The organism is Brevibacillus sp. SIMBA_040 (assembly GCF_046535075.1).
Lineage (GTDB): Bacteria > Bacillota > Bacilli > Brevibacillales > Brevibacillaceae > Brevibacillus.
In genome coordinates this window covers 39,041-54,133 of sequence record NZ_JAWRXI010000025.1, presented here as the reverse complement: position 1 = coordinate 54,133, position 15,093 = coordinate 39,041, and the positions used below count along the sequence as shown (strand labels likewise).

Here is a 15,093-nt window from a genome sequence, read left to right as displayed (position 1 = left end):
CAAGGCCAACTCTCTGGGGAACAAGGGTTTAGCTTACTCTTTCTCGTCAATGAATTTATTCACGTCATTTGGTTACCTCATTTTTACAACAGATTCAGGCGAATGTCAAATTGTGATTTTTTCAGCTGTGAAAAAAGGGCGTTTTATTTTTTGAAGATGACGATGACAATCAAGAAGGTGAGGAGCAAAATAAAGAGCAAGATAAAAAATTGCGATAAAGGACGGTGTGAGATTTCGCTGCTGACGATGATTCCGCAGATCGACAGTCCGATGTTTTCCCGGTTATGTTTGGTGAATTTATATTTGAAAACGCGAAAAAGAACAAGAGTAACCATGCCGAGTGCTAAAAGAATCAGTATGCTCTCCATAAGAATCCTCCTTGGTAAGCTCCTTCAATCGATATTCGATTTTCGAATTTTCTTACTTATTCAAGGTTACTCTATTCCTTTACATTATTACCATATTTTTCGTATGGAACCAATAATAAAACAAGAGCATAATAGAAAAGTAATCCAAACTAACTAGTATAATCCATTGGGGATTGCGCCTTGACTTAAACTAAGCAGATAAGTCGGCGCTCATTTTTTATTCCAGCGATAGGTATAAATACCTATATCAAGTTGTTGTCAATGTATGGCGGACCCTATATGATAAACGTATTCACGTATAATCAACGTACTACCCCGTACGCCCCAACCGTAAGTTTGCGGTTGGGGATTTTTTTGCCCCTGTGTATTGAGTCCCAATTATCTCCTATCGCCTGTATATCCAATTTCATATATCCTATATAAGGACTCGAAAAGTTCTTGGGGTCTGCGGTGACTCAAAAATGCAGATGAGTCACCGCTTTTTTTAAATAAATACCACCCTGAATCTATAAGCAAACCCGTCTTTCGGTACTGACCGAGACGGGTTTTTTCAACGTATAGGAATTTATAAGCGAGAAGCTTATGAATTCTGGAGCGCATAACAAGGTGCCTCAGCGTCCGCATCCGGCATAACTACGGTAAAACTTTCCACTAAAACGTGATCGCACCTCCATGCAGAGACCTCGATAGAGGTTTTTTTATGGAATAATCACACAAACATATAATTGCCATTTACGGTCATTCTAAAGGATAGGTGATTTTGGTAGGGAGGTCTTTGATTTGCGTACTACAGTCGTCGTCTTATCCTTTGCCTTGCTCATGACGGGCTGTGGCTCAAACTCTGAGTCGAAAGGCAAAGTCCAGTCTAAAGAAGCAGAGCCTCTGTGTGCACCTGCGCCAGTACGCTATGAACAATGGGAAGAGCAAGCAAAAAGCATAGCCGGACAAGTTAAAGGAATTGACCAGGTTGTTGCCGTACAGATTGATAAAGAGCTAGATGTAGCCGTAAAAGTGACTAACTTTAATCGCTTCAGGCTTGAATCGATTCAAAAAGAGGTAGCCAAACGATTGAAGGATGCTTTTCCTGATACTGACATTCATGTCACAGCCGACAAAAAATTAATTCGAGAGCTACAAAAATTTGGTGAGAATCCATGGCCGACAGACGTGAGAGAAGCGTGCAAACAAAAGAAGAAGTTCAAGCAGTTAGAAAAAAAGATGAAGGGATGAAGATCGTGGGTAGTAGACCTGACCGATATGAAAGTCCCGGACCGAAAAAAAGACTCCGCAATACGGGAGTCTTTCGTTTTTGTGGAGAGGAGGTTAGCGTAACCCAGTCCTAGTAATGGTCGTAATCACGGTGCACATGGTGATCCACATGGTCATCACGGTGACGGTGATTTCGGTGAACATCTACATCACGTAGTTCATTTTTTGCTTTTTCAACAAGCAGCTGGTAATCTCGTATCACCTCGGTGAGAGCAGAGACGGACTCTTTATAATCAGGCTCATTACAGATGCCGTCTATCGCTCGATGGAGGTGGTACATCTTATCTTCGGTTTTTCGGATAAACTCAACCCAATCCATGCCGTTCATAAAATACCTCCTTTCCACTTTAGGCTTTACACGCCCTTTGGAAACTATGCAAAAAGCAGAAGCAATCAAGAATTTGCATAGGGATAAAACAGGTTGGGCTTGCTCGGAAAAAAGGTTCATGATAACATACGTCACGTCAGTGCTTCGCTTTGGACAAAGGATATAGTCGGGAGAAAGCAAAGCACCTTCCATCAAGAAACAACTGAGGTGTACGTATGGACACATTAGCAAAAATAAACAAAATGCTTGAAAAAATAATGCCACTCCTGACGCCAAGCAGCGTCGTAATCGGTGTGTTGGCAGGAAGTCATTTGCAGCCGTATACATTTCTTTCTCCATGGGTATTTGCCTTTATGACGTTTGTGGGTAGTCTGGGGTCGGGATTTAAAGAATTTGCGAAAGTGCTTGCCAGGCCTTTTCCGTTAATTGCCAATCTTTTGATCCTACACGCACTTATGCCCCTCGTAGCTTGGGGAACAGCAAGCTTGTTTTATCCAGACGACACTCATGTTGTAACTGGCTTTATTTTGGCAGCTTTAATTCCGACAGGTATCACAAGCTTTTTATGGTCGTCCATTTATATGGGGAATATCGCCTTGACTCTATCCATCATCTTGATTGACACCATGCTTTCTCCTTTTATCGTCCCTTTGGGAATGTCTCTGTTTTTAGGGGCAAAGGTCGAAATGAACATGGCTCTCATGATGCAAGGTCTATTTTTCATGATCGTACTGCCTTCGCTTATCGGTATGCTGCTCAATCAGTTGACTGGAGGCAAAGTGAAGACGACACTTGCTCCCAAATTAGCTCCTTTCTCTAAGCTGGGGATGGGGGTGGTTGTCGCCATTAATAGCTCCGTCGTGGCTCCTTATTTATCGACCTTGGATGCGAAGCTGCTCGGTATGGCAGGGGTAGTGCTCTTGCTGGCGATTATTGGATATCTCATGGGATGGTTTATCGCAAAATGCTGTGGATGGGATCGAGGGGTGATCGTGACCTTGACCTTCAATAGCGGGATGCGAAATATTAGCGCAGGTGCAGTTATCGCAACCTCGTATTTTCCAGCAGCGGTTGCTTTGCCGGTAGTGCTTGGCATGCTGTTTCAGCAGACGCTTGCCTCTACATTTGGTAAATTTCTGGAGATCGTCGAAAAAAGGCCAACTCATCCAGAGTCCATAAAGTATGGGTCGAAAGCAGGGTAACCTGCTTTTTTTGTTTGGAGACTTTGTGTTGCGTGTTCGCATCTCGTTCGTATATACTACAAACAAACGTTCGTGATCGAGGTGGTAGTATGATCGAGACAATCATGGTTCCTGTAAACAGGGAGATGAAGCGTGTCCCCGTTTTGACAAAAACGCATCTGCGGATTATCAGAATGCTTGATAACGGGGCGGACATCAGTACGCTCGTCGCAGATCGACAAATGAGACGAGCGGTGAATGACTTATGTAGATTAGGGTGGGTGAGTTCGCGTGGCAGCAGGCATTAGTAATCGGGATAATAAAGGTATGACAGCAAACGATCGGGATTCCTTTTACTACTTGCTCCGTGATTCTGGTCGTGAAGACTACGCAGTTGCGGTGAGCTGGTGGGTGTCGCTTGAAGGTGAAACAGGGAATACATGTACAATGTGGGGAGTTGTCAAATGGTTTGATCCAAAGTCTCGTAAAATCCAGCTTGCCAATCAGACGAGCAGTCAGTGGATCGACATGGAACAAATCGTTGATGTGCATGGTTAGAAGATTCGGAACATCAATCCCATGTAAGAAAATATGACGTAAGAATTCAGAAAACTGCAAAAAACAATAGACTTGAGCTGGTTTTATGTTAGAATATATTACATAGCTTGCATTTTCTCTCCACTTCCAACTTTGACCCTTTCATGGGTCGCTTTTTTTTGTCCTACGAAAGGTCTATTGGGAATAAGTGGAGGCTTTCTATTCCGCTACTTGGTAAAATGAAAGGGACCCTATTATTACGGATATGGCTTGCCATCACCTTTAAACAGCTTGCTGACCATTCCGTAGAGCTTGGCAGGCATATTGGGGAAGACAAAGGAGTACTGACTGGCTCCATGCTTTAATAATGCAACTGGGGCTTCTATTGTATAGGGAATTTTCATGAGATCGAGCATTTTTTTGTACTCTTCAACCATCGAATGATCTACGGTGTAATAAAATGATTTCGAAGACTTCATGGGCACACACTCCTTTTCCATATTGTAGCATATCAAACGGACATCATTAAAAACCAGTTTAGCCAAGAATGTATGGTTTTTGTTAAGGGAGAGTAAGGCTTTGGCCTGGAGGGAGAAAAGCGATGCGGACACGGTTTTCGGCGGCGAATCGTACAGAGCTACTCAAGAAAATGACCTTGAAAGAATTGGAAGTGCTGGTCATCGGCGGAGGAATTACAGGAGCGGGCATTGCATTGGATGCTGCCCTGCGCGGAGTACAGATTGGGCTAATTGAACAAAACGATTTCGGCTCAGGAACGAGCAGCCGCTCAACCAAGCTCATTCACGGTGGCTTGCGCTATCTCAAGCAAGGAGACGTAAAGCTCGTACAAGAGGTGGGGCGAGAGAGAGCAATCTTGTATAAAAATGCACCGCATCTTGTGGTTGCGGCACCGATGCTCTTGCCGATCTATCGGGGAGGAACCTATGGGTATTTTGCCTCTTCAATGGGTTTGTACATTTACGATTGGCTAGCGGGTGTAGAGCGTCCTGAGCGCAGACGAATGTTAAACAAGCAAGAGGCGCTTCGCTTTGAGCCTCTTTTGAAACCAGATGGGCTTAAAGGCGCCGGATATTACTATGAGTACCGCACTGATGATGCGAGACTTACGATCGATATGATGAAAACAGCCTTTCAAAATGGAGCGACTATCGTCAATTATGCAAAAATGACCGAGTTTATTTATAAAGACAGCCGTGTGGTTGGGGTCAAGGTCACTGATCGGATAACCAATAAAGTCTACAGCATTTATGCAAAGCAAATTGTAAACGCGTCCGGCCCGTGGGTAGATGGCGTGCGACAATTAGACGGGAGCCTCTCTGGCAAGCGCTTGTTTTTAACCAAAGGTGTTCATCTTGTAGTAGCCAAAGACAGGCTGCCGATCCGCCAATCTGCCTATTTCGATACACCAGATGGTCGGATGATTTTTGTGATTCCACGCGGAGACATCACCTATATCGGAACAACCGACACCGCTTATCAGATGGAAATTGATCAACTGCGTACTACCCAGCAAGATCGTGATTATTTGCTGAAAGCTGTGAATGCCATCTTTCCAGAGGTGAGACTCAGTCCACAAGATGTTTGCTCAAACTGGGCAGGTGTGCGACCACTGATTTATCAGGAAGGAAAAGGTCCGTCAGAGCTGTCCAGAAAGGATGAGATTTTCGTTTCTCCGTCCGGCTTGATCACGATTGCAGGGGGGAAGCTGACCGGATTTCGTAAAATGGCAGAAAAAGTAATGAATCTGGTCACGAGTGAGCTGGCACTAAAGACAGGCAGTAGGTATAAGGCGTGCAGAACAGACCAAGTGATCGTCACGGGCGGAGAGCGTATGGGGTATCGTGACTATGCCGATTGCAAAAAAGACTTATTGGAACAAGGGATTGCTCGTGGCGTGGATGCAAATACTGCAGCGGAATGGATCGACCTCTACGGGACGAATACGCTGCAAATTTATAATCGATTAGGCGCAGTTAAAAGAAAAGGCGAAGGAATCGAGCTAGAAAAACTGCTGCGGGCACAAATCGCGTATGCAGTGGAGGAGGAAATGACGACGACTGCGGTTGATTTTCTGAGGTTGCGCACGGGTTGGACGTATTTTCATGTGAAAAAGGCAGAAGCCAACGCTGAAGGAGTCATTCGAATCATGGGGGAGCAATTAGGGTGGGGCGCGGGTGAATGTAACAGGCAGCGAGCGGAAGTGACAGCTTTACTGGATGCAATATATCGTTTCCCAGAGAGCGAGGAAGCGTGCAGGGAATAGACACCGTGTCCGTTTGGTTCGGGAAAGAAATTAGTTTATAGTTCAACTAAGATAGAGCTTTGTTGTTGTCGCTAGAAAAAATCCAAAAAAGCTTAGAACCGCTACTATTATGGCGGTTTTTTATGTTTTTAAAATGATCTTCCACGGGTAGCCAGACAACGAAAACCTTTTACAGAATTAATAAACACAATAGTATATATTTTCAGAATAAAATATTGTGGTTTTTGGGTGCAGCACGTATAATTCAACTAGAGCAGCAACTTCAGACACTCATATTTTTTAAAGTATAAACTTCAAAACAATAAAATCATAAAAAGGAGGATGAATCATGATGAGAATTGTTATTGCGGAGGTCATGCACGAAACGAACACCTTCTCAAATGTCCCTACTACACGAGAGCTATTTGAGCTGTGGGAGTGGGCAAGGGGAGATGACATCCTGAGGGCACATGCTGGGGTTCGCGATTTTCTGGGTGGAATGATTGACGGTGCCAGACAGCGGGATATTGAAGTGGTAGGTGCTTTTGCCACAAATGCATATCCGGCAGGCACGATTACAAAAGAAACATTTGATGCCATGCAAAATGAACTGCTCCAAGGAATTGCGGATGCAGGAAAAGTAGATGCCATTTGTCTGTCTTTGCATGGCGCTGGCGTCGCAGAAGGCGCTGATGATTTGGAGGGTACGCTCTTAAAAGCGGTTCGCGAGCAGGTCGGCTATGACATTCCTCTCATCGTAACGCTGGATTTGCACGGTAATATTTCGGATGAAATGATTGCTGAGGCGGATATTTTGCTGGGGGTTCATCTCTATCCACACACCGATTGCTACGAACGCGGCCTTGAAGCCGTAGAGTTGGCTGAGAGAATGGTAAAGGGAGAGCTGGTCCCGCGCATGTATCGTGCCGTCTTGCCGTTGATGATTCCTCCTTCAACGACAAATCTTTCTCCTGCCAAGGATATCAATGAAGCGTGCTATAAATGGGAGCGGGAGCCGGGGATGATTGATTGTGCATTTTTTCACGGGTTTCCGTACACGGATATTCCGGAAATGAGTGTGACAGTCGTTGCAGTCGCAAATAACGATGCAGAGTTAGCGAAGCGCGCCGCTTTGGATGTTGCTGATTTGATTTGGGAAAAACGCGAGGAATTCTCTCCAAAGGTATTGTCACCTCAACAGGGACTAGAGCTGGCAAAAGCGGCAAGTGCGTTTCCGGTCGTATTAAATGAAACGTCTGATAACCCAGGTGGAGGAACTCCAGGGGACGGGACATACCTTTTACGAGCGATGCTGGAAGCTGATTTGCAAGATGCCTGCTTTGGCTTTATTTACGATCCGGAAGTCGCAGCATATGCTCATGAACAAGGTATTGGCGCCACAATCGAGGTGAAGCTCGGCGGCAAAACTGATCAGCTGCACGGAGAACCGATCGCTCTCACAGCCTATGTCAAGACGTTGACTGATGGGAAGTTTATTGTGTCATCGCCGATGGGCAAGGGCACTCCTGTCGATCTGGGAAAATCGGTCCGCCTACAAGCAAATGGTGTCGATATCCTCGTCTGTTCAGTCAAAACACAAGTGCTGGACGAGCAGGTTTTCCTTCTCCATGGTATAGATGTCACGCAATACAAAATTGTTTGCTTGAAATCGAGCCAACACTTCCGAGCCAGCTTTGAGCCAATCAGCGCGGAAATCATTACAGTAGATTCTCCAGGTTTGACGACATTATTGTTCCAAACATTTGATTACCAACGTCTGAACCGACCGATTTACCCACTCGATCCAGTCACTCGCTCTTCGTACTGACACAATAAACAAAATGCACCCCCATACTGGAATGTTCATTAGAAATAGAGATATATGATTAGAGGAGAATGAAATTCATGCGGAGAGACGCCTTAGAATATCGTACGGTGACAACCGCCATCGAGATGGTTGAAATGGAAGATTTGCAACGACGTATTTGGGGAGAGAGCAGTGTAACGCCTGTTCCTCAATTGATGGCAGCCATCCACAATGGCGGGGTGGTCATTGCTGCTTATCATGAGGGGAAGCCAGTCGGCTTTTGCTATGGCTTTACCGGCTTCAAGGAAGGCAAGGTACACATATGCTCGCATATGCTCGGGATTCTACCCGAATATAGAGATTGGGGTATCGGGAAGCAGCTCAAGCTAAGCCAGCGTGAATGGGCCATCGAAAATGGCTATGACAAAATGACATGGACATATGACCCGCTTGAAGCGCGCAATGCGTATCTGAATCTGTGTAAGCTGGGCGGTGTGGTACGAACTTACTTGGAGTCGTACTATGGCGAAATGGGCGATGGCATCAATAAAGGCATGCCAACCGACAGGCTACTGCTGGAATGGGATTTGAACTCGGACCGTGTTGTAAGCAGTATGAACGGCTCACCCATCGATCGAGCGGAGTGGAGAGATTATGCTTGTGTGCTTGATTGGGAGCTGAACGGAGAACACCCACGCCCAGTTAATCGTCTAGAGTTGGGAGACCATACGGGAATTTTGCTTTCCGTACCCGTTTCGATCCAACAGCTGAAGAAGGATAATCTCGACATTGCGTTGGAGTGGAGGCTTGCCTTGCGCAACCTTTTTAAGGAAGCGTTTTCATCAGGCTACATCGTCGTAGGCCTCTTGAAGAGCGATAAACCTGTGCACGCTTATGTTCTGGAAAAAAGTGTGCGGGTGGATGATTGAATAAAAGAAACCGAGGAGGCGTGACATGAAAACGAATGAATGGGGAACAGCTTTTGAAGCGTATGCGAGTAAGCTGATCGACGAGTTTCGAGTCCCGGGTGCTATCGTGGCTGTCGCCAAAGAAGGCGAGCTACTTTACGAAAAAACATTCGGTTATCGCGATCGGGAAGAAAAAGCGCCGATTGATCTCGATACCGTGTTTGGCATCGGCTCCATCACGAAGTCGTTCACGTGCTTGGCGATTATGCAGCTGCAGGAGGAAGGCAAGCTCTCCATACATGATCCTGTTGTCACCTATTTACCAGAGTTTCGTACCCGGGATGAAGCACACACCAAGGCCGTTACGATTCATCATTTCATGACGCATTCACCTGGTCTGCCTCCTCTTCCAGCTCTTATTCCTGCGATGCTGCCAAGCTTGAAAGCAGATCCGACAGCTGAAGAGTTATTAAAACAGTTTGAAAAGGATTGCAAAGAACCGATTGATACTTATGAACAGCTGATGGCGTATATTGCGGAGCACCCATATGAACTCTTGGGACCGCCGGGGACTGAATTCAGCTATTGCAACGAGGCGTACGGTTTGCTTGGTGCGATCATTGAACGTGTAAGAGGGAAAAAGTACGAAGCGTACGTGCAAGAACATATCTTGCAACCACTTGGGATGGATCGATCTGTTTTTTACGTGGAGGAGCTGGGAGAGGATGACAATTGCACCATGCTGTACACTCCCCGGGTGAAAGATGGCGTGCGAGAAGCATTACGTGCCCCGGGATGGTGGGATTCCCCTTCAATGCTTGCAGCTGGTTTTCTCAAATCTACCGCACGTGACATGCTTCGCTATGCAGATGTGTATCGGACAGGGGGGGCCTCAGGTGACGTTAGAGTGATTTCGGAGGTAAGCGCTTCGCAAATGACTGCTCCACATATCAAGACCGATTTGGTCCGCAGCTATGGTTATGGACTCGGAACCCAATCATTCCATGAAAAATATACCTTGATCCAGCATACAGGAGGCTTAAAAGGGATTACTTCGGTGATGTTAATCATTCCGGAGGCGGGGTTAACGGGAGTTGTATTGACCAACGTAGATGATGCACCGATTTCAAACTTGGTTCTGGGATTACTAAACAGCTTGTTTGATCGCCCGTTGGAAACGCCGCTAGTGACCTTTGCCCCCTATGAGGCGCCGCTTGCTCAGCTGCAGGAAAGCAACGGTACGTATAAATCTGGTGAGGGCGATGAGGTGAAAATCCGCTTTGATGAAGCAGACAGGAAGCTGTGGTTTGCTGCGGGCAGTGAGGAGCTGCCTCTGCGACCAATTGGTGAGGATTCATTTTTGCTCAAGCGCAATAACATGGATATGCAAGTTCGTTTTGTACGGAATTCGGAAGGACAGGTCAAGCGCTTCGTAATGGGCGGGCGCCAAATGCCTAAAGTAGAAGCGTAGATCATAATCAGGAGGTGATCTTAGAATGAAGGTGTTTATTTCGTTAGACATGGAAGGGATTTCAGGACTTTGCGAGGCGGAGGATGTCATCCCTGGCCGCAGGCATTACGAGGCTGGACGACGTCTACTGACGCAGGATGTAAACGCTGCGATAGAAGGGGCGCTTGATGCAGGTGCCACGCAGATCATCGTCAATGAATCGCATGGACCGATGAACAATATCATTCTGGAAGAGCTGCATCCAGCGGCAGATGTCATCCGTGGATTTTTCAAACCGCTCTGCATGATGCAAGGAATCGATGAAAGCTTCGATGCCGCTTTCTTCGTCGGCTATCATGGAAAAGCAGGCACAGGGGATGCTGTACTGAACCATACCTTGTCTGGGCTCGCCATTCATCGTCTCGTATTAAATGGCAAAGAGGTTGGAGAAGCAGGGCTAAATGCTGCGGTTGCAGGTGCGTTTGGCGTTCCTGTTATATTGGTTACAGGCGACTCGCAGACCGCACAGGAAGTCGAGGCGGATATTCCGGGCGTCTTTACCGTCGCAGTGAAAACAGGAATCACAGGACTGTCTTCACAGGCAATACATCCAGTTCGCGCACGCGAGATGATTCGCAAGCAGGCAAAAGAAGCTCTGCTTAGCCGGAGTCATGTACAGCCGATCGGACAAAAGGCTGAAAATACGATCGAAGTGGAGTTCACCAAGTCGCACTTTGCTACGGCGGTCAGCTGGATGCCAGGAGTAGAGCTTGTCGAAGGGCGTACCGTTCGCTTTCATTCTAACGATCTTGTGAGCATGATGCCTGTTCTGCAGGCGATGCTGCTGCTTACTGGACAAGTGAACCGGATGATCACCGGGTGACGAATGACCAAAATAGGATGTGAATAAAAAATGCAGCCACCTTTCATAGACAAGGGGCTGCATTTTTTGTTAGAACGAATGAATTAACTCGCTATTTCAAAACAGATATACGAGTGTTAAACGATTGTTTAACTGCTGAAAAAACTACGGCTGGACCGCTTTTTCTTGTAATGAGAGCTTCCGTAATACGAGTGTCCCTGCCCGTAGTGTGATCCATTTTCTTTTCGGTGTTTATAATCGCTGCTGCTGAACTTTCTGCGTTTGTAGTCGCTGCTGCTGTATTTTCTGTACTTGCTAGATGAAGACGAGTGATTACCCAGTAAATTTCCTAAGAGCTTTTTTAACAATACAATCACTCCTTGTCGTATGTGTATTAGCATATACGAATATAACTGGCTACAGTTTCACATTCTCCTGTGTCTATTTCGAATGTATGACGGGTCCGATTCGATCAATCCGATTCGTCCAAATCAATCCGGAGAAGCCTTGGGGCACGCTTGCTAGATCCTGTGGACTGTCAAACCCACGAGAAAAATCGCCACTGCCCGCAACGAGCACAACCCGTGTCTGCTGATGGTCCATTCTTTCCATAAAACGGTTTGGCCAACCCCATAGCCACGGAGCGATTTGGTCAGGTATATGCAGCTGTGTTTGTGCGCACGCTTGTGGTACATAGCTCGACCAGCCGACAGCGATATATGGGATCAGACAGGCTTTTAACGTTGCCTTGGACATCACTCGCATTTCTGGCAGCATGCTGTGCAGAGCTTCAATAGGCTTGTCCCCTCCGTACACGGTGAGCGTTTCCAAGCGTTCCTGAGGCAAGGCAGCTAAATAACGTGCCAGCTGTTCGCCTTCACTCGAATCATTGCTTTTTATATGAATCAACAAGGAGCGATCAGGAAATGTTTGAAGTACATCGGACAGGGAAGGCATCATTCCAACTCCTTTTCCGCGGAATGGGAAGGTCTTGCCTCCGTCAGCCGTGTATTTGTAACCAATATCGAGTTTTTGCAGCTCAGCTAATGAAAAATCACGAGTAACACCTTCTGAATTTGTACGGCAGCCAAGCGTCCAGTCATGGAAAATAGCAAACTGTCCGTCTTTTGTTGGCTGGACGTCTAACTCGACAACGTCAGCACCTGCGTCAAAAGCAGCGCGCATGGACGGGATGGTATTTTCCAAAAACGGATGCTCGGGAGGGTAAATTCGTTCTGCTGTACAGGTTTCATCTGTTATGTCTTCCATATGAAAGGTTTGAGACATCCCCCGATGAGCCAAAAGAAGCGGAGAACCAGAAGCCTCTCGGGCAAAATAAGAGCTGTTCGTTACGTAAACATATGAGATGAAAATGACCAGTATCCAAAGCCACCTGCGTTTGAACCACGGTTTTTTCGGTTTATGAGCATTTGTCATGGAAAGGCGCCTCCTAACGTACCATTGTTGTTTGTTTTGTGATTCTATCAAAACATGTGTAAAAAGGAAAAGCTTTTCAACGTTTAAGGACTTGGCATCATCTAAAAAGACTGGCAAAATATACGAGAGAAAAGATGCTCAGGACGAAGACACAGGGAGGTTCCATGAAAATAGCGTTGCACCAAATCGCCTATCAAATCGGGATGCACCCTACTGAAATGGCTAAGCTCGTTTTTGAAGGGGAAGTCACAGGAGAAGTGCCTGACCGAAATCCGCAAGCAAAAGACGCGTGGGTGGATCTTCACTCCCTGAGTAATTTTATTCAATGGAGATTTGAGCAGGGGCACTTTGATAAAATGTTTTATGACAAAGCAATGCGTCACATTAACAAATACTTGCCAAACCGGTAGGGTGAAAAGGAGTAGTAGGATGGACAACATCATTTATTGTATGGTTCCTAAAACGTACTGGGAGCAATGGGAGAAACGGGAGCACTATTTACCTCGCGATTATGAGCAAGAAGGCTTTATTCATGCTACCAAAGGAGACGAGCTGCTTGAGATTGTAGCGGATCGCGTCTATCCATCCTTTGACGGGGAGCTGCTTTTGCTCGTTGTGGACGAGACAAAAACCACTTCTCCAATTAAGTATGAGCAAGCAAAAGATGGTTTGCTCTACCCGCACATCTATGGACCACTCAATCATGAAGCGATCATCGATATCAAATCGATGCTACGAACAGACGGACATTGGAAGCTCGGAGCTTCTATACGCTTCTAATACATACATAAATCATTCCAGTATCGCGCACAATGTATGGGGTAGTACCTACATATTGTGATGCGAAGGAGTGCTAATTACATGCCAAAACCGGATGATCGTTCAGACAACGTAGAGAAGCTGCAAGAAATGCTGCAAAATACGGAAGAGAGTATTCGCGAATCAGAGGATTACCTTTCTGCTCATGCTGGCGAGATTTCAGCAGAGGAAAAAGCGAACATGGAAGCGAAGAATCAACGCCGAGAAGAGAGTATTGACGGATTTCGTTCGGAAATTCAGGACGAAGCCTCGGAGCAATCATAGGACTGCAAACGTCTGTTGCGCTCAAAGCAACAGGCGTTTTTTGTTTAAAGTGCAACAAAACATGAATTGTTTTGTGAAACATGGTAATCTGTTAATGGTACAATCTGAAAAAAGAGGAGAAAGACCATGAAACGACCAGAAGATACACGCGTCGTTGTCGGCATGTCCGGCGGCGTTGACTCCTCCGTGACGGCTTACCTGCTCAAACAACAGGGATATGACGTCATCGGCATCTTCATGAAAAACTGGGATGATACCGATGAATTCGGCCACTGCACGGCGGAAGAAGATTTCCAGGATGTCCGGCGCGTCTGTGAACAGATCGGCATTCCGTATTACACCGTAAACTTTGAAAAAGAATACATGGATAAAGTATTCCAGTATTTTTTGGATGAATATAAACGAGGCCGTACGCCTAATCCTGACGTCATGTGTAATCGCGAAATCAAATTCGGCGAGCTGCTGGCCAAAGTAATGGATTTGGGAGCCGATTATATTGCGACGGGTCACTACGCCCAAGTGAAGCACATCGACGGAGAGTACAAGCTAATCCGTGGTGCAGATAATAACAAAGATCAAACCTACTTTTTAAACGTGCTGGGGCAGGAGCAGCTGTCGAAAACGATGTTTCCGATCGGTCATCTGCCAAAGCCGGAAGTGCGTAAAATCGCAGAGGAAGCGGGACTTTACACTGCCAAGAAAAAGGACAGTACAGGGATTTGCTTTATTGGCGAACGAAACTTCCGTGACTTTTTGCAAAATTACCTCCCTGCAAAGCAAGGCAATATTGAAACCGTGGATGGTGCAGTTATCGGTAGTCACGATGGGTTAATGTACTACACGCTAGGACAACGCCAAGGTCTTGGTATTGGAGGCGGCCACGGAACAAGCGGGCAGCCATGGTTTGTTGTGGATAAGGACCTGGAGCGTAATGCTCTCATCGTCGGCGAAGGCTCAGATCATCCTCGACTGTATTCCACTAGCTTGCTAGCAACTGATATCTCTTGGGTGAGTGCCAAGCAGCCTGCGTCTACTTTTACTTGTACGGCGAAGTTTCGATATCGCCAGCCTGATCAGGGCGTCACGGTTCATATACTAGACGATCAGCAGGTTGAAGTCGTGTTTGATCAACCCCAAAAAGCAGTTACTCCGGGCCAAGCGGTCGTGTTTTATGACGGAGAGGTTTGTTTGGGCGGAGGAACAATTGATAAAGTACGTCTGAATGATAAAGAGAAATAGATTGACGGGGGAATTGGTTGGTGGATGCAACGAAAAAGTCGAAAATCGTTATTGCTTCATTTTTAGCAGGAGCCGTTTTATTAGCAATTGTAGCAGTTCTCGGTATGTCGTCGACAAATGAAGAGCATATGACGACAATTCAGCAAGTGATCAAGGAACAAGGTGGAGAGATCGCCGCCAAAGGCATTACCATAGTTCCGGTAGATGAAAGTCCATTCGAAAAGAGCGGGAAAGGAAATACGATTTATCGCATTTACTATACCAAGGATGGGCAAAATCTGACTGCGTGGTTCCGCTCTGAGAACCACTCCTCTATAAAAAAAGAACCGGAAGAGTGGATTCTTCCCTAACGTAAGAAAAA

The 15,093-nt window shown here is 46.2% G+C and carries 19 protein-coding genes and 1 other annotated feature (1 of these 20 running past the window's edge); of the genes, 14 read left to right on the top strand and 5 right to left on the bottom strand.

Annotated elements, in window-relative coordinates; translation table 11 throughout:
• Positions 1 to 59: a binding site (T-box leader), on the bottom strand (it extends 199 nt beyond the left edge of the window).
• An 84-nt stretch (positions 60 to 143) separates the two neighbouring features.
• The gene (locus tag SB752_RS28720) at positions 144 to 368 is read right to left on the bottom strand and encodes a hypothetical protein (RefSeq protein WP_410718876.1); all 225 of its coding nucleotides are present in this window, start codon (positions 366 to 368) and stop codon (positions 144 to 146) included.
• Between the two features lie 780 nt (positions 369 to 1,148).
• On the opposite strand from SB752_RS28720, the gene SB752_RS28715 reads away from it, so the two are divergent.
• Complete coding sequence (locus SB752_RS28715) at positions 1,149 to 1,598, top strand: YhcN/YlaJ family sporulation lipoprotein (RefSeq protein ID WP_410718875.1); 450 nt, start codon at positions 1,149 to 1,151, stop codon at positions 1,596 to 1,598.
• A 109-nt stretch (positions 1,599 to 1,707) separates the two neighbouring features.
• Here the strand turns inward: SB752_RS28715 and SB752_RS28710 are convergent, their stop codons facing one another.
• Positions 1,708 to 1,965, bottom strand: coding sequence for a hypothetical protein (locus SB752_RS28710; protein WP_410718874.1), 258 nt, complete (start codon positions 1,963 to 1,965; stop codon positions 1,708 to 1,710).
• Positions 1,966 to 2,180: 215 nt separating this feature from the next.
• On the opposite strand from SB752_RS28710, the gene SB752_RS28705 reads away from it, so the two are divergent.
• The 3 genes from SB752_RS28705 (at position 2,181) to SB752_RS28695 (ending at position 3,704) form a co-directional block, all read left to right on the top strand.
• Positions 2,181 to 3,167, top strand: a complete 987-nt coding sequence (locus SB752_RS28705; protein ID WP_410718873.1) for a bile acid:sodium symporter family protein — start codon at positions 2,181 to 2,183, stop codon at positions 3,165 to 3,167.
• An 89-nt stretch (positions 3,168 to 3,256) separates the two neighbouring features.
• Positions 3,257 to 3,454: a hypothetical protein gene (locus tag SB752_RS28700; RefSeq protein ID WP_213024404.1), complete on the top strand. Its 198-nt coding sequence runs from the start codon at positions 3,257 to 3,259 to the stop codon at positions 3,452 to 3,454.
• Positions 3,438 to 3,704 (top strand): YolD-like family protein, encoded by a 267-nt coding sequence (locus SB752_RS28695; protein WP_410718872.1) that lies wholly within the window; start codon positions 3,438 to 3,440, stop codon positions 3,702 to 3,704. Before SB752_RS28700 ends, SB752_RS28695 begins: the two co-directional genes overlap by 17 nt.
• Before the next feature lie 236 nt (positions 3,705 to 3,940).
• Here SB752_RS28695 and SB752_RS28690 read toward each other — a convergent pair whose 3' ends face one another.
• Positions 3,941 to 4,162 (bottom strand): hypothetical protein, encoded by a 222-nt coding sequence (locus tag SB752_RS28690; protein WP_410718871.1) that lies wholly within the window; start codon positions 4,160 to 4,162, stop codon positions 3,941 to 3,943.
• Positions 4,163 to 4,284: 122 nt separating this feature from the next.
• Between SB752_RS28690 and SB752_RS28685 the strand changes: the two genes are divergently transcribed.
• The 5 genes from SB752_RS28685 (at position 4,285) to SB752_RS28665 (ending at position 10,994) form a co-directional block, all read left to right on the top strand.
• The gene (locus tag SB752_RS28685; protein WP_410718870.1) at positions 4,285 to 5,967 is read left to right on the top strand and encodes a glycerol-3-phosphate dehydrogenase/oxidase; all 1,683 of its coding nucleotides are present in this window, start codon (positions 4,285 to 4,287) and stop codon (positions 5,965 to 5,967) included.
• A gap of 331 nt (positions 5,968 to 6,298) precedes the next feature.
• Entirely contained in the window at positions 6,299 to 7,774 is a 1,476-nt protein-coding gene (locus SB752_RS28680) for a M81 family metallopeptidase (protein WP_410718911.1), read from the top strand.
• A 77-nt stretch (positions 7,775 to 7,851) separates the two neighbouring features.
• Complete coding sequence (locus SB752_RS28675; RefSeq protein WP_410718869.1) at positions 7,852 to 8,682, top strand: GNAT family N-acetyltransferase; 831 nt, start codon at positions 7,852 to 7,854, stop codon at positions 8,680 to 8,682.
• A 25-nt stretch (positions 8,683 to 8,707) separates the two neighbouring features.
• Positions 8,708 to 10,132 carry a serine hydrolase domain-containing protein gene (locus SB752_RS28670; RefSeq protein WP_410718868.1) on the top strand — a complete coding sequence of 475 codons (1,425 nt, stop codon included), beginning with the start codon at positions 8,708 to 8,710 and terminating at the stop codon, positions 10,130 to 10,132.
• A gap of 25 nt (positions 10,133 to 10,157) precedes the next feature.
• A complete protein-coding gene (locus tag SB752_RS28665) occupies positions 10,158 to 10,994 on the top strand; it encodes a M55 family metallopeptidase (RefSeq protein WP_410718867.1) in 837 nt (278 codons plus the stop codon).
• 128 nt (positions 10,995 to 11,122) lie between these two features.
• Here SB752_RS28665 and SB752_RS28660 read toward each other — a convergent pair whose 3' ends face one another.
• Complete coding sequence (locus SB752_RS28660) at positions 11,123 to 11,341, bottom strand: hypothetical protein (protein ID WP_410718866.1); 219 nt, start codon at positions 11,339 to 11,341, stop codon at positions 11,123 to 11,125.
• Positions 11,342 to 11,414: 73 nt separating this feature from the next.
• Complete coding sequence (locus SB752_RS28655) at positions 11,415 to 12,410, bottom strand: glycerophosphodiester phosphodiesterase family protein (protein ID WP_410718865.1); 996 nt, start codon at positions 12,408 to 12,410, stop codon at positions 11,415 to 11,417.
• A 164-nt stretch (positions 12,411 to 12,574) separates the two neighbouring features.
• Between SB752_RS28655 and SB752_RS28650 the strand changes: the two genes are divergently transcribed.
• The 5 genes from SB752_RS28650 to SB752_RS28630 all read left to right on the top strand — a co-directional run bounded on the left by SB752_RS28650 (position 12,575) and on the right by SB752_RS28630 (position 15,082).
• On the top strand, positions 12,575 to 12,820 hold the full coding sequence (locus SB752_RS28650) for a hypothetical protein (protein WP_410718864.1): 246 nt from the start codon (positions 12,575 to 12,577) through the stop codon (positions 12,818 to 12,820).
• 19 nt (positions 12,821 to 12,839) lie between these two features.
• On the top strand, positions 12,840 to 13,190 hold the full coding sequence (locus SB752_RS28645) for a DUF952 domain-containing protein (protein ID WP_410718863.1): 351 nt from the start codon (positions 12,840 to 12,842) through the stop codon (positions 13,188 to 13,190).
• A gap of 81 nt (positions 13,191 to 13,271) precedes the next feature.
• A complete protein-coding gene (gene tlp, locus SB752_RS28640) occupies positions 13,272 to 13,493 on the top strand; it encodes a small acid-soluble spore protein Tlp (protein ID WP_410718862.1) in 222 nt (73 codons plus the stop codon).
• Positions 13,494 to 13,619: 126 nt separating this feature from the next.
• Positions 13,620 to 14,732: a tRNA 2-thiouridine(34) synthase MnmA gene (mnmA, locus tag SB752_RS28635; RefSeq protein ID WP_410718861.1), complete on the top strand. Its 1,113-nt coding sequence runs from the start codon at positions 13,620 to 13,622 to the stop codon at positions 14,730 to 14,732.
• A 20-nt stretch (positions 14,733 to 14,752) separates the two neighbouring features.
• Positions 14,753 to 15,082 carry a hypothetical protein gene (locus SB752_RS28630; RefSeq protein WP_410718860.1) on the top strand — a complete coding sequence of 110 codons (330 nt, stop codon included), beginning with the start codon at positions 14,753 to 14,755 and terminating at the stop codon, positions 15,080 to 15,082.
• Positions 15,083 to 15,093: the final 11 nt, after the last annotated feature.

Excerpts from the sequence above, each read along its gene's own strand:
- SB752_RS28720 (WP_410718876.1), bottom strand. The coding sequence starts at position 368 with ATGGAGAGCATACTGATTCTTTTAGCACTCGGCATGGTTACTCTTGTT.
- SB752_RS28710 (WP_410718874.1), bottom strand. The coding sequence starts at position 1,965 with ATGAACGGCATGGATTGGGTTGAGTTTATCCGAAAAACCGAAGATAAG.
- SB752_RS28705 (WP_410718873.1), top strand. The coding sequence starts at position 2,181 with ATGGACACATTAGCAAAAATAAACAAAATGCTTGAAAAAATAATGCCA.
- SB752_RS28700 (WP_213024404.1), top strand. The coding sequence starts at position 3,257 with ATGATCGAGACAATCATGGTTCCTGTAAACAGGGAGATGAAGCGTGTC.
- SB752_RS28690 (WP_410718871.1), bottom strand. The coding sequence starts at position 4,162 with ATGAAGTCTTCGAAATCATTTTATTACACCGTAGATCATTCGATGGTT.
- SB752_RS28685 (WP_410718870.1), top strand. The coding sequence starts at position 4,285 with ATGCGGACACGGTTTTCGGCGGCGAATCGTACAGAGCTACTCAAGAAA.
- SB752_RS28680 (WP_410718911.1), top strand. The coding sequence starts at position 6,299 with ATGAGAATTGTTATTGCGGAGGTCATGCACGAAACGAACACCTTCTCA.
- SB752_RS28675 (WP_410718869.1), top strand. The coding sequence starts at position 7,852 with ATGCGGAGAGACGCCTTAGAATATCGTACGGTGACAACCGCCATCGAG.
- SB752_RS28670 (WP_410718868.1), top strand. The coding sequence starts at position 8,708 with ATGAAAACGAATGAATGGGGAACAGCTTTTGAAGCGTATGCGAGTAAG.
- SB752_RS28665 (WP_410718867.1), top strand. The coding sequence starts at position 10,158 with ATGAAGGTGTTTATTTCGTTAGACATGGAAGGGATTTCAGGACTTTGC.
- SB752_RS28655 (WP_410718865.1), bottom strand. The coding sequence starts at position 12,410 with ATGACAAATGCTCATAAACCGAAAAAACCGTGGTTCAAACGCAGGTGG.
- SB752_RS28650 (WP_410718864.1), top strand. The coding sequence starts at position 12,575 with ATGAAAATAGCGTTGCACCAAATCGCCTATCAAATCGGGATGCACCCT.
- SB752_RS28645 (WP_410718863.1), top strand. The coding sequence starts at position 12,840 with ATGGACAACATCATTTATTGTATGGTTCCTAAAACGTACTGGGAGCAA.
- tlp (WP_410718862.1), top strand. The coding sequence starts at position 13,272 with ATGCCAAAACCGGATGATCGTTCAGACAACGTAGAGAAGCTGCAAGAA.
- mnmA (WP_410718861.1), top strand. The coding sequence starts at position 13,620 with ATGAAACGACCAGAAGATACACGCGTCGTTGTCGGCATGTCCGGCGGC.